The following is a 12989-nucleotide window of genomic DNA, read 5'->3' as shown; positions in this document are numbered from 1 at the left end:
AGCGATTCGAACGCTCGACAAACGGATTAAAAGTCCGCTGCTCTACCGACTGAGCTAACAACCCATTTTGATAAGATAATTCTTGTTAAATTACTTTGTGTTTCAAGCAATTTCGGGTTGCTATAATACTTAGAATTGTAAAAAGGCGCAACCCTTTTATTGCTATTTTTATTCGATAGCTGGTTATTTATACACTTTGTTACAGCGATGATAGCTTTTTATTTGCTTGCTCAACTGCATTTTTATCTTTAGCGTATTTATTTACCACTTGTTGAAAAACAGCTTTAGCATTCTTTTTATCACCTTTATCAAGTAAGATAACACCTACTTTATAAAGACTATCTGCAGCTTTTGGTGAAGAAGGAAAATCTTTTACTACTGTTGCATAATAGAATGAAGCATCATCTTTTTTACCTTTTTTATAGCAAAGTTGACCAAGCCAATAGTTAACATTTGCACGATAGTTGGTCTTTGGATAAGCTTTTAAGAAATTTTGGAAGGCAACAATAGCATTGTCACTTTGTTTGTCATCATTGATAAATTGCATGACAAAATTATAATCAGCTTTATCATCTCCCGATGTCGACCATCCAGATAGTTCTGAAGATGATTGTTCAGGACTCGCAACCGAATCAGAACTGTTTTCTTGTGATCCTGTATTGGAATTACTTGCGGAGAAACCTGTACCATTAGCCATTTCCTGCAAAATCATTTTTTGACGTTCAATAGTTTGATTAAGTTGGTGCCTTGTTTCTTCTAATTGGCCACGAAGTGTATCTAAATCAGATTGTAGATCACTAATTTTTTGTTGATTCTGAATGATTAACTGCCCTTGAGCTTGTATTGTTCTATCAACATCAGAACTACCAGCAGCACAACCATAACCAGCAAACAAAAGAAATAAGGACAATGTGATTATTTTTTTATACATATTATATAAACTCAACGTGAACATTGGAAATAAAAAACGGCTGATGATTCAGCCGTCATTAGATGGGATTAGTATCCAGCGTAAGTAACTACTGCACGACGGTTTTTAGCATAAGCTGCTTCGTTGTGACCTAATACTGCTGGTTTTTCTTTACCATAAGAAACGATTGATAATTGTTCACCAGAAACACCATTACCTTGTAGGTAAGATTTAACTGCTGATGCACGACGTTCACCTAAAGCGATATTATATTCTGGAGTACCACGCTCATCGGCATGACCTTCAATAATAACGTTTAAGTTAGTTGAACGAATAAATACAGCATGTGCATTTAACAATGTTTCATATTCTGATTTAACATTGTATTTATCATAATCAAAATAAACAGTGTTAATTTGTTGTAGTTTTTGAAGTTGCTCTAAAGCTTCTTTTGATAAAGCACCGTTACCGCCTGCTTTACTGCTACTGTTTGATGAACATGCAGTTACAGCGATTAATGGTAAAGCAACCGCGGCTACTTTAAGAAATTTAGAAAATTGCATTGTATTAACTCCTTTGTTTTTAAATAAATTTTACTTATTTTTTTATACATCTAACCAACTTCAAAGTAACGCACGGTTACTAACTAGAAAGATTAGAAGTATATATTATAACGACCTTAACATTTACACAATTTTAATAATGTCATTATTGCCTAAAATTTAGCCGTTCTTATAAATAAGGTGACCAAGAAGGGAATTTCACTTGCCCATCCGTTGCTGGTAACCTTGCTTTAAAATTACCATCAGTAGAAACAAGATTTAAAATTGTACCTAAACCTTGTGAAGAACTGTAGATAATCATAGTGCCATTTGGAGCAATACTCGGTGTTTCATCTAAAAAAGTATCGGTTAATCTTTGATATGTATTAGTTTCTACATCATATCGAGTAATATGTTGCTCACCATTATTAGTAGAAATTACAGCAATAAACTTGCCGTCTGGAGATACGCGAGCATTTTGATTTTGGGTATTATCCCAAGTTACCCTTTGCGATGCTCCACTACCAATATTAATTGAATAAAGTTGCGGACGTCCAGCCTGGTCAGAGGTATAAACTATGGTTTGATTATCTGGCATCCAAGAAGGTTCTGTATCATTGCTACGTCCTGATGTAATTTGGGTAATTTTTTTAGAACTCAAATTCATCATATATAAATTTAAACTGCCCCCTTTTGACAAAGCAAAAGCTAATTTACTACCATCAGGCGAAAATGCTGGCGCACCATTATGTTGAGGGAATGAAGCAATAGTTTCAACTGCACCACTATCTAAAGTCTTTAATACAAGAGCAGAACGGCCACTTTCAAAAGTTACGTAAGCTAATTTTTTACCATCAGGAGACCATGTTGGCGACATTAATGGCTCTTTAGAACGATGTACTGTAATTTGATCATAACCATCATAATCTGATACACGCAATTCATGGGTATAAGGTCCTTTATTATTTTTTACCACATAAGCAATACGTGTTCTAAATGCACCTCTAATACCGGTTAATGCTTCAAAGATTTCATCACTTGCAGTATGAGAGGCATAACGTAACCAACGTTGCTCTATAGAGAATTGGTTTTCTGCTAATACTGAACCTGGTCGATCAACTGTATCAATTAGTTGATAAGTTATAAGATATTTCCCAGACACATCTGGTTGAATTGATCCTACTACAACAGCAGAAATACCCATATTACTCCAAACGCCAGGATTAACTTCTGATGCTGTAGTTGGTTTTTGTGGCATTGCTGCAACGTCAATAGGATTAAATTTACCACTATTACGTAAATCAGATGCGACAATATTATCTACAAGTTGGGGAGGCTCTCCGCTACCAGTCCATTTAAATGGTACGACAGCAATTGGTTTGGCCGAACTGACGCCATCAGTAATTACAATCTTAACTTCAGCTGTAGCCATCATTGTTGATAATAAAACAAAACAAGCTATCAAAAAGCGAGAAGCAAATTTGATCATCTTAAATTCCTTAATCAAAGCGAAATACACTAGGTTAAAATAAACTTAACCCCATATAAAGAAAAGTATTTTAAAATTAAAACATTATAATTAATTTATAATAGATACTATGCTTTACAAAATATAGTTAATTTTACAGCGAGAAAGATAGCCGATATTGTATAACAAGTCCATAGCCTTTTGAGTAAAAAAGATTTTTTAATTGATACTATTATATTCTTTTTGATTCCATAAATAAATTGTTTATTATCTATACTATTCAGAAATAAACTAAGTGAAAAGAGATTAATAAGTATTTTTATATGATTGATAACTAAAAAGAGTTGAATTTATATTACTATCAATAATTAAAACAATTGTTAGAAAAGAAAAATATAATTAAATTTATCTATTATTTTTGGCAGGTTTCACAATAAAATGTATTACGTTGTCCTATTCTATTAGACTTAATATTAGATTGACAAATTAAGCATTTCTCACCTTCTCGGCCATATACTTGAAGGTTCTGGACAAAGTACCCCGGTTTACCATCAGATTGAACAAAATCTTTAAGTGTCGTTCCACCTTGCTCTATAGATTCTGTAAGTACCAGCTTAATTGCTGTAACTAATCGTTCACATTCAACTAATGTTAAGCTACTAACTTTTCGATTTGGATTAATTTTTGCCAAAAACAATGATTCTGAAGCATAAATATTACCAACACCAACGACAATATGATTATCCATAATCCAACTTTTAATTGGTATTTTTCGATTGTTAGCTTTTTCAAATAAATAATTAGCTGAAAAGTTATCACTAAGTGGCTCTGGTCCCAAGTGCTTCAATTGAGTTAATTCTTCAATAGTGTGGGTCCATAGCCATGATCCAAAACGTCTTGGATCGGTATATCTTAATATCACTCCATTCGCTAATACTAAATCGACATGATCATGTTTAGCTGGTTCTTGGTATGACTCTAATATGCGTAAACTACCTGACATTCCCAAATGTATGACAATCCAATCATGTGTCAGTTGTAACAGTAGATATTTGGCACGCCTTTTAACATCTACTATCACTTGCCCTTGAGTATTATTAATTTTTTCATCTATAGGCCAACGAAGCTTTGGGTTTCGGACAATAATCTGCGAGATAGTTTGGCCTTTTAAATAAGGTAAAATACCTCGTCGACTCGTTTCAACTTCTGGTAATTCAGGCATATAATAACCTCATTTAATTATTTAACATGTCAGTCACCCAACTTGGTGCTTGTTGATTAGATACAGCCTGAGGACTAGCGGAACATAAACTTTGAGGGTTGATCGTCCATGCAGGTAAACTACGTACACCACCGCCATTACACTGCCATTGTCCATTACTATCAATAGGTACCATAAATATATTTTGCGGTACGGGAAGTTGTAACCTTTTTGGCGGATTATTTTGTAAGTATTCACTATATATTTTTAAGGCACCCGTTGCACCTGTTAATTTCATCGGAGAATGATCATCAAGACCGATCCAAACTACCGCAACATTTTTACCATCAATTCCGGTAAACCAGCTATCACGAGAATCATTACTAGTCCCAGTTTTCGCGGCTAAATTAAATGATCCATATTTAGTTTTTAACGAGCGCGATGTTCCTGATTCAACTACTTGTTGCATAGCATAAGTCGTCAAATAAGCAGATTGTTGAGAAACCGCTTGAATTTGTTGTGGATAATTTTGATAAACAAGTTCACCCTTGTCGGACAATACATATCTTAAAATTGTTAATGGTGCCCGTTGACCATTATTAGTAATAGTTTGGAACATCTGTGCGGTTTCTAAAGGCGTTAACTCTAGAGCACCCAATAATCTTGATGGTAAATTTGGAATACGATCTTGAGGTACACCCAGTGCTTGTAAAGTATTTTTGGTTGCATCTAAACCTAATCCCATCCCTAAGTTAACGGTAGGGACATTAAGCGAAAGGGCTAACGCATCAATTAACATTACTTTATCGCGAAACTTGCGGTCAAAATTCTTTGGTTGCCAATAACTACCATTATCCAACTTTATTGATAATGGACTATCATCAAGCCAACTATTAAGCTGATAACGCCCCGGTTGGCCTAATGCGGTTAAGTAAGTCGATGGTTTTGCAAGTGAACCAATTGCTCGTCTTGTTAGCCACGCACGGTTATAACCAGGATAACGAGGTTCAGCACTACCAATAATTGCACGAATTTCACCAGTTTCACGACTGACAATGACCATTGCCGTTTGTAAATCTTTATTCGTCGATTTGCGTAAATTTTCAATTTCATTGGTTACGGATTGTTCAGCTGCAGCTTGAGCAACCGGATCAAAGGTGGTAAAAATTTTCATACCAGAAAGATGATCTGCTTTATCGCCTAACTGTTTTCTCAGCTCACTACGCACAACTTGCATAAATGCTGGTTGTGGAGATATTACTCCCCCTTTTGGTAAAACGGAAAGTGGACGCTGACTAAGTAAGTTGAATAACTCCTCATCAATAATCCCTTGCTGTTCAGCAAGCTTTAAGACAACATTACGACGTTCAATCACTTGTTGTGGTTGAGTCCAAGGATTATAGTATGAAGCACCTTTTACCATCCCCACTAATACAGCTTGTTGATCTAATGTCAATTCATTAACTGGACGTCCAAAGTAATAAAGACTCGCTAATGGGAAACCATGGATCTCTTCACTACCAGCTTGCCCTAGATAAACCTCATTTAGATAAAGTTCTAAAATACGTTCTTTACTATAACGAGCATCTAAAATTATAGCCATATATGCTTCACGTATTTTACGGCTTAAGCTTCTTTCATTGGTCAAAAATAAGTTTTTAACCGTTTGTTGTGTTAATGTGCTGCCACCTTCTGTTCGGCCAGTGGTCAAATTGACAAAAATAGCCCGTCCAATTGAGTATAAACTTACACCATGATGGTCATAAAAACGTTTATCTTCAGTTGCAATTAAGGTTTTTATTAACGAATCAGAAAACTCTTTTAACGGAACAAAAAGTCGTTGTTCACCGTTAGGTGAATGCATCATAGTTATTAATTTAGGATCAATTTTAAGTAAGCCAAAGTCACGGCCGGTATCTAAATTAGATATACGATCAATTCTGTTATCATAAAAAGTTATTCTAACTCGAAAAGCTTGTTCTTCACCATCAGGAAAAGTAAATGGTCGTCGATAGATTTCAACAGCATCGTTTTGGACAATAAATTCACCAGGACGTGTTGCTTTACTATCTTGCTGACGATATTGTGCACCTTTTAACAAAGTAACAACATCACTAAGGCTATAATCACTATCAGGTTCAAGATCAACAATTTGACCATATACAGCAGCCGGTAATTCCCAGACATTACCATCGATCCGTTCTTTAATTTGTTGATCTAAATAAATCCCATAAACAACAGTTACTGCAACAAATATAAGAAATAACTTAAATAGCAACCACCAGATACGGCGCCACCATGATTTGTTATTTTTCTTCGAAGCTTTTTTAGTAGATGTCTTTTTCGTTGGTTTGTTCAAACTACACCCGATATTTATTTTAAATAAAATTACCTTATGATAGCACAACTTTTTACTGACGCATTGGCCTTCTTTCGAATAAGAATTTTAAGTTTAAATAATAAATTTGGAGACAAAATCAGTTAAAAGTTAAGTTTAGGTTTAATATTTTTAACTTTTTCAATAAATGCTTTTTTAGATTTACCAGTCAAACCTTCATTAATTGGCAAACTAGCAGTTAATGGATTAACCGGTTTGTTATTGATATGTAATTCAAAATGCAAATGAGGTCCTGTTGAACGCCCAGTATTACCGGACAACCCAATTTTATCGCCTTGCTTAACTTGTTGCCCTGGTTTTACTAAAATTTTATCCAGATGCATATAAGCTGTCATATATTGCCTACCGTGTCGAATAGCCACATAGTTACCAGCAGAACCACTATATTTAGCAATAACGACCTCACCATTACCAACTGATAAAACAGGTGTTCCCCGAGACACAGCAAAATCAACACCATTATGTGGAGTAACGATGCCTGTAACAGGATTTAAACGGCGAGGATTAAATCCTGATGACACGCGAGCTTGCTTCGCCAAAGGATAACGGAAAAAACTTTGCGACAAACTACTCGCATTAATATCATAATATTTACCATCATCAGCCAAAATAGCATAATAATCTTTAGTTCCATTTTTAATTCGAACACCAAGAAGTTTGCTTTTAGATAATCTTTTACCATGCATTTCACGTGACAAATATACGGCAAATTTATCTCCGACTTTTAAACGGCGAAAATCCAAGCGCCATTGCAAGGCTCGGGTAATAATACCGATTTCATTGCCAGTTAGACCGGCTTTACGTGCATCAGCAACAAAACTCGTTTTAAGATCTCCAGTAATGACAACATTTTCAGATGTACCTTCTATAGTTTCAGAACTCTCTATAAATTTATTGCCTGACTTTTCAAAAATTCGAACGTTATTACTTGATATTGTCCAATTGAAAGTTAATAAATTATGGTTGTCATCAGTTGTCCAACTCACTTGTTGCCCAATTCTTAAATTGGCGAGCTGTTTAAATTTACTGGTTAGTTGTGAAATATCATTTCGATTAACATTATAACGAACTAAAATATCGTGTAATGTATCTCCACGTGAAATGGTATATTGTACAGTGTTATCTTTTTCTTCAGCAATATCGTCTAATTCATCTTTAGCTATAGCATCTTCTGGAACATCGGACGATTCAGTGACGTTTTCTGATTTTGATTTATCACCAACCATATCTACTCGGCCATCACCAATAACAACTGATGATGTTGATGTATCTGTCACTGTGGTTTGCGCTTGTGAATTTAAAGGAACATACTCTGTACGATCTAAATTTAAAGGACGCCACAATATAGTTACTAAAATCACAGCAACAAGGACTCCCAATATTGAAAAATAAGGAATTTTCAAATTATTTTTTTCAATATCAGAGGATTTAATCTGCCGTACCAAAATTAACCTTAACTATCTATTATCTAAATTATTTTTCATCTAAACAATCCAACAGTTCTTGTGTCAATGCAAATAAAAAGTGTGAATATGAATCTTTTGTTATAGGGATACCTGTCCCTAATGGATTTAACTCACCAATTCGAACATCCGTACCATTCACTATCTTTTTAATTATTGCAGGGCTAAACTGTGGCTCTCTAAAAACACAGACCGCTTGGTGTTCAGCTAACTCTTTTTGAATTGCATAAACTTTTTGAACACCAGGTTGTACTGCTGGATTTATGGTAAAACTTCCTAGATTTTTTAATCCGAAATATGATTCAAAATAGCCATAAGCATCATGAAACACAAAATAGCCCCTATTTTGGACGTTAATTAGTTTTTTTGCAATGTTTTGTTCCGTTTCTGATAAATTTGTAATGAATTTGTCTAGATTTAAGTCAAGTATTGCCGCTTTATTGGGGTATAAATCAAGCAGTTTATCATGAATTGATTTAGCAATGATTTTAGCAATAGTAGGAGAAAGCCAAATATGTTCATCATATTCACCATGATGCTCATCATCTGCGTGCATATCATGATGTGTATCTTCTTCATGGTTTGTGCGGAGTAAGTTTTTAATTTCGCCAACATCCATTAATTCTATTTGTTTATGGTGATCAATATTTTTTAATACAGTTGGCATAAAAGTTTCCATATCCTCACCAATCCAAATTATTAAGTCTGCATTTTTGATTTTAATTAAATCGGAAGGTTTCAATGAATAAGTGTGTGGTGAAGCACCATCCGGTAATAATATATCAGTATCTATTACACCTGATGCGATTGCTTCGGTAATAAATCCAATAGGTCTTACTGAAGAAATTATTGTCGCATTGGAATTAGCTATTAGCGCCAAAATAGATAAAAAAACCAATAAAAAAAAACGGATAGACTTTATAATAGTGTTAGTTAAATTTTTCACATTATCATCCAATATTAATAAAATATGATGGAATAAACCAGAATAATTGTTATAATATAACATAACATATTGACCAGCAAGGATTAATAATATCATGACGCAATTAATGTCACTTGATAATGTTTCCATTGAAATAAATAACCAGAAAATATTATATGATATTTCATTAACGGTTAATTTAAATCAAATTATTACAATATTAGGACCAAATGGCGCTGGTAAATCAACACTTGTCAAAATTATCTTAGGTTTAATTCAACCAACCACTGGTACCATTAAACGTGCATCTGATTTAACTATTGGCTATGTTCCTCAATCCATAAACTTAAATCCGACTTTACCGATTACTGTAAAACGTTTTATGCAGTTAAATAAACAGTTAAGTCAAATAGATATTCATAAAACATTATCATTAGTTAAGGCTGAATATTTGATAAATCGATCCATGCATCAACTATCAGGTGGTGAACTTCAGCGAGTTCTTTTAGCACAAGCATTAGCCAAACGTCCAAAGTTACTCATTCTTGATGAACCGACACAAGGAGTTGATGTTAATGGACAGGTACTGTTATATGATTTAATTATTGATGCAAAAAATGAGTTTAACTGTGGTGTATTAATGGTTTCACATGATCTACATCTAGTCATGGCAAAAACTGATGAGGTAATTTGTTTAAACCACCATATTTGTTGTTCAGGAACACCAGCAAGTGTTTCAAATGATCCTGAGTTTATTTCGCTTTTTGGACAACATGGTGCATCACAAATTGCTTTATATAAACATCATCACAATCATGATCATGATTTTTGCCAACATCAGCATCAACATGATCAAAAAATTATATTACCTGACCAACGAGGAAAAAAATAATGATAGAGTTACTGTTACCCTCTTTACTGGCAGGATTAAGCTTAACCTGTTTGACCGGACCTTTAGGCACATTTGTTGTTTGGCGAAGAATGTCCTATTTTGGCGATACTTTATCTCATGCGGCATTATTAGGGGTAGCTTTTGGTTTTCTTTTAAATATCAATCTATTTTATGCCATTATTTTAGTAACATTGATATTAGCTATTGGATTATTATGGTTAGAATCTCAAAAGCAACTTCCTGTTGATACCTTACTGGGTATTTTAGCGCATAGCGCTCTTTCATTGGGTTTAGTTGTAATAAGTTTAATGAATAATATACGTATTGATTTAATGGGCTATCTATTTGGTGATCTTTTATCTATAACAATGTTTGATGTTTACCAAATAGTCATTTGTGTAGTAACAATTGGATTATTGTTAATATGGCGGTGGAATCATTTTTTATTTATTACGGTTAGTGAAGAATTAGCATTTAGTCATGGAATTAATGTACCAATAACAAAATTTATTCTAACCATACTATTAGCATTAACGATAGGGATTGCTATGAAATTTGTTGGCGCTTTGATAATTACAGCACTGTTAATCATCCCAGCAGCTACTGCAAAATACTATGCTAAAAATTCTGAATCAATGGCAATCATTGCAATATTAATCGGTATGATCTCAATCATTGGTGGCATACTATTTTCATTATTTTATGACACCCCAACAGGCCCTTCTGTTGTATTAAGCAACACTTGTTTATTTTTTATATCACTATTTATTTCTAAATTCTTTATAAGAACAAAAAATTGAAGTAGTAACAAAATTAGGAAATTTTTTGCGAACGAACACGCATTTTTAGTCATAAATTTATGCACATTCTAGAATTATTAATAAAGTGCTAAAAATCTCAAATTAATGACGATAAATTATGTCACTCGCAATCATTTATACAAGAGCCTCTATTGGTATACAAGCACCTCAAATTAACGTCGAAGTACATATTAGTAATGGTTTACCTGGTTTTGTGCTTGTTGGCCTACCAGAAGCAACAGTAAAAGAATCCAAAGACCGTGTTAGAAGTGCTATTATTAATAGTGGTTTTACATTTCCAGCAAAGAAAATAACCGTTAATTTATCTCCTGCCGATCTTCCGAAAGAAGGAAGTCGGTTTGATTTACCTATAGCTATTGCTATTCTTGCAGCAACAGAACAGATACCAATGGATCACCTTGCTAAATATGAGTTTTTAGGTGAATTAGCTCTTTCGGGCGAAATTAAGGCAGTAAAAGGGGCGATTCCCGCTGCTTTGTCTTCTAAAAAAAATAATCGAACTCTAATTATTTCAGCAGAGAATCAATCTGAAATATCGTTAATTCATCAAAATCATACATTAATTACGCATAATTTGCTGGAATTATGTCAATATTTATATAATGAAATTAACTTATCATCAGTCGAATATAGACAATATCAAGAAGAAAATAATCAACTCGCTAATCTACAAGATGTAATTGGACAAGAACATGCTAAAAGAGCATTAGAAATCGCTGCAGCTGGTGGACATAATCTATTATTGATAGGACCACCAGGAACAGGAAAAACAATGTTAGCAACACGATTAACGTCATTATTACCACCATTATCAGATGATGAAGCACTAGAAAGTGCAGCAATTGCAAGCCTAGTTAACTCAAATGGTTCAATAAAGAATTGGCGAACAAGGCCATTTAGATCACCACATCACAGTGCATCAGCTGCTGCACTAGTAGGAGGAGGATCAATTCCCAGACCAGGCGAAATATCATTAGCACATAATGGGGTTTTATTTTTAGATGAGTTACCAGAGTTTAACCGTAAAGTTTTAGATGCATTAAGAGAACCTATTGAGTCAGGTGAAATAGTTATTTCAAGAGCTAATGCAAAAATAAAATTTCCAGCAAAGTTTCAACTCATAGCAGCAATGAATCCAAGTCCCACAGGTCATTATCAAGGCACTCATAACAGAACAACACCACAACAAATAATACGTTACTTAAATAGGCTATCTGGGCCATTTTTAGATCGGTTTGATATTTCTATTGAAGTACCATTACTACCAAGGGGCACATTAAGCCAAAAGGCAACTACAACAGAGACAACAGAAAAAGTAAAGAAAAGAGTGATTGATACAAGAAAGATTCAAATATTAAGAAATAACAAATTAAATAGTCAATTATCACCAAAAGAAATTCAAATACATTGCCTACTAAGTGATGAAGACAATAATTATTTGGAGCAGGCTTTAATCAAGTTAGGTCTCTCTGCTAGAGCGTGGCATCGGATATTAAAAGTATCGCGTACTATTGCTGACTTAGACAATTCAAAAAACATAGAACGAAAACATATTTCAGAAGCACTGAGTTATCGTTCTATGGATCGTTTATTAATTCAACTGCACAAAAATATTGGTTAAAGCATTAATCATCACTATCAACAAAATCATCACTTACATCAACTTGAGGTTTTCCTCCTGATAATGTGTGAAAACGTTTTGGTTTATTAATTTTAGAAAGGTACTTTATCCACGCTTTTTCATAATCAGTAGATGGCTCTTTTTTCCCTTTGCAAACCGCAACAAAAGATTTTTCTTCTGGAGTAGCTGGCTTTTTAACTTCTGTATCAAGATCTCTAAAAGCACAACCATATTTTTCTAAGATCTGAGCTTCTTTGATAGTAAAATCACCATGTCGAGAAAGCCCTCTTGGATAATTCTTGTTATCAAAAAAACGTTGTTGACTTACAAAACTCTCAGCCATGTTATATCCTCTAGATTATAAATATTGTTGGGCGGGAATTATAATTGACAAAGTAAATCTGTAAACAAAATTTTTTTATTTATGTAAAGAAATTTGAATAAGTGGTTAAATTTAGAGCAAAACATCTTTATTTATGGCAGGGGCGGAGAGTCTCGAACTCCCAACACCCGGTTTTGGAGACCGGTGCTCTACCAATTGAACTACGCCCCTAGAAAAGGTGGCGGAACGGACGGGGCTCGAACCCGCGACCCCCTGCGTGACAGGCAGGTATTCTAACCAACTGAACTACCGCTCCACCGTATTTGGTATGTATATATAAAATTTAAAAGTCTGGCGGCACCCTACTCTCACATGGGTAATACCCACACTACCATCGGCACTACGGCGTTTCACTTCTGAGTTCGG

The 12989-nt window shown here is 34.3% G+C and carries 11 protein-coding genes and 2 tRNA genes; 3 read left to right on the top strand and 10 right to left on the bottom strand.

Annotation, left to right across the window (positions count from 1 at the left end; all coding sequences use genetic code 11):
• Positions 1-199: 199 nt before the first annotated feature.
• From ybgF to znuA, 7 genes are all read right to left on the bottom strand, one after another.
• Positions 200-931, bottom strand: a complete 732-nt coding sequence (gene ybgF, locus H3T83_RS00065; protein ID WP_165754873.1) for a tol-pal system protein YbgF — start codon at positions 929-931, stop codon at positions 200-202.
• Positions 932-999: 68 nt separating this feature from the next.
• Positions 1000-1473 (bottom strand): peptidoglycan-associated lipoprotein Pal, encoded by a 474-nt coding sequence (gene pal / locus H3T83_RS00060; RefSeq protein WP_034903771.1) that lies wholly within the window; start codon positions 1471-1473, stop codon positions 1000-1002.
• A gap of 169 nt (positions 1474-1642) precedes the next feature.
• A complete protein-coding gene (tolB, locus tag H3T83_RS00055; RefSeq protein WP_065577804.1) occupies positions 1643-2938 on the bottom strand; it encodes a Tol-Pal system beta propeller repeat protein TolB in 1296 nt (431 codons plus the stop codon).
• 394 nt (positions 2939-3332) lie between these two features.
• Positions 3333-4142, bottom strand: a complete 810-nt coding sequence (mutM, locus tag H3T83_RS00050) for a bifunctional DNA-formamidopyrimidine glycosylase/DNA-(apurinic or apyrimidinic site) lyase (protein ID WP_065577785.1) — start codon at positions 4140-4142, stop codon at positions 3333-3335.
• A 13-nt stretch (positions 4143-4155) separates the two neighbouring features.
• A complete protein-coding gene (mrcB, locus tag H3T83_RS00045) occupies positions 4156-6480 on the bottom strand; it encodes a bifunctional glycosyl transferase/transpeptidase (RefSeq protein WP_198214768.1) in 2325 nt (774 codons plus the stop codon).
• Between the two features lie 122 nt (positions 6481-6602).
• The gene (gene mepM, locus H3T83_RS00040) at positions 6603-7937 is read right to left on the bottom strand and encodes a murein DD-endopeptidase MepM (RefSeq protein ID WP_370527994.1); all 1335 of its coding nucleotides are present in this window, start codon (positions 7935-7937) and stop codon (positions 6603-6605) included.
• Positions 7938-7992: 55 nt separating this feature from the next.
• Positions 7993-8907, bottom strand: coding sequence for a zinc ABC transporter substrate-binding protein ZnuA (gene znuA, locus H3T83_RS00035; RefSeq protein WP_370527993.1), 915 nt, complete (start codon positions 8905-8907; stop codon positions 7993-7995).
• Positions 8908-9022: 115 nt separating this feature from the next.
• Between znuA and znuC the strand changes: the two genes are divergently transcribed.
• From znuC to H3T83_RS00020, 3 genes are all read left to right on the top strand, one after another.
• Positions 9023-9799 carry a zinc ABC transporter ATP-binding protein ZnuC gene (gene znuC, locus H3T83_RS00030; RefSeq protein WP_198214766.1) on the top strand — a complete coding sequence of 259 codons (777 nt, stop codon included), beginning with the start codon at positions 9023-9025 and terminating at the stop codon, positions 9797-9799.
• Positions 9799-10599 carry a zinc ABC transporter permease subunit ZnuB gene (znuB, locus tag H3T83_RS00025; protein ID WP_198214765.1) on the top strand — a complete coding sequence of 267 codons (801 nt, stop codon included), beginning with the start codon at positions 9799-9801 and terminating at the stop codon, positions 10597-10599. The genes znuC and znuB overlap by 1 nt, the downstream gene beginning before the upstream one ends.
• Positions 10600-10717: 118 nt before the next feature.
• The gene (locus H3T83_RS00020) at positions 10718-12241 is read left to right on the top strand and encodes a YifB family Mg chelatase-like AAA ATPase (RefSeq protein ID WP_086362280.1); all 1524 of its coding nucleotides are present in this window, start codon (positions 10718-10720) and stop codon (positions 12239-12241) included.
• Between the two features lie 4 nt (positions 12242-12245).
• Here the strand turns inward: H3T83_RS00020 and H3T83_RS00015 are convergent, their stop codons facing one another.
• The 3 genes from H3T83_RS00015 to H3T83_RS00005 all read right to left on the bottom strand — a co-directional run bounded on the left by H3T83_RS00015 (position 12246) and on the right by H3T83_RS00005 (position 12879).
• Positions 12246-12584 carry a DUF413 domain-containing protein gene (locus tag H3T83_RS00015; protein WP_065577791.1) on the bottom strand — a complete coding sequence of 113 codons (339 nt, stop codon included), beginning with the start codon at positions 12582-12584 and terminating at the stop codon, positions 12246-12248.
• Between the two features lie 134 nt (positions 12585-12718).
• Positions 12719-12794: transfer RNA gene (locus H3T83_RS00010), tRNA-Trp, on the bottom strand.
• Positions 12795-12802: 8 nt separating this feature from the next.
• Positions 12803-12879: transfer RNA gene (locus tag H3T83_RS00005), tRNA-Asp, on the bottom strand.
• Positions 12880-12989 lie beyond the last annotated feature (110 nt).

Origin of the sequence: Gilliamella sp. M0320 (genome assembly GCF_016101635.1) — a bacterium.
Classification (GTDB): domain Bacteria; phylum Pseudomonadota; class Gammaproteobacteria; order Enterobacterales; family Orbaceae; genus Gilliamella; species Gilliamella apis.
This window is presented reverse-complemented; position numbering and strand designations above follow the sequence as displayed.